Consider the following 229-nt stretch of genomic DNA (forward strand, 5'->3'; position numbering starts at 1 on the left):
CTGCAAGTGCGGCGGCTTCTTCTGCCACTGCATCAGCCAACAGTCAAAAAGCTGCAAAAACCAGTGAAACCAACGCAAAGGCGAGCGAGACTTCGGCGGCTAACTCGGCGAAAGCATCCGCTGCAAGCCAGACGGCTGCAAAAGCAAGTGAAGACGCAGCCAGAGAGTATGCAAGCCAGGCTGCGGAGACGTATAAACAAGTTTTGCAGCCGCTTCCCGATGTGTGGAT

Annotated in this window: 1 pseudogene; it reads left to right on the top strand. The window is 55.0% G+C overall.

The features are described from left to right. Positions 1-229, top strand: a pseudogene (locus SB756_RS36365) (hypothetical protein); the annotation flags it as partial.

The sequence above is a fragment of the Pseudomonas sp. SIMBA_068 genome (assembly GCF_046534705.1).
GTDB lineage: Bacteria > Pseudomonadota > Gammaproteobacteria > Pseudomonadales > Pseudomonadaceae > Aquipseudomonas > Aquipseudomonas putida.